Below are 249 nucleotides of genomic sequence, written 5' to 3'. Positions count from 1 at the left end.
TGATGTCATATCGATTACTCCTATCCAAATAGATTCCACCAATGGCGCTTTTTTTCGGTCTTTTCAGATACCTGGTTTTCGGTATCCGTTTCTGGTTTCTGATCAGTTTTCGATTCTTCATACTCACCATTATTAACAACTGGCTTGTCATCATTAGAACTATCCTTGTGGGTGATTGCTAATAATTGCTTGTTTTCCTCTTGCGTATGTAAGAGTAACTGCTGATTCTGATCCATCAACTTATGAAGA

General features: G+C 37.8%; 1 protein-coding gene. It reads right to left on the bottom strand.

Going from position 1 to position 249, the window contains the following annotated elements:
• Positions 1-20 precede the first annotated feature (20 nt).
• Positions 21-249: hypothetical protein (locus ACFILW_RS11005; RefSeq protein ID WP_375685855.1), on the bottom strand; the 229-nt coding region annotated here is incomplete at its 5' end.

Origin of the sequence: Bartonella sp. TT110JLCBS (assembly GCF_042193405.1) — a bacterium.
In the GTDB taxonomy this organism is placed as follows: domain Bacteria; phylum Pseudomonadota; class Alphaproteobacteria; order Rhizobiales; family Rhizobiaceae; genus Bartonella.
Note: the sequence above shows the minus strand (reverse complement) of the source record. Positions and strands in the feature narration are given on the sequence as shown.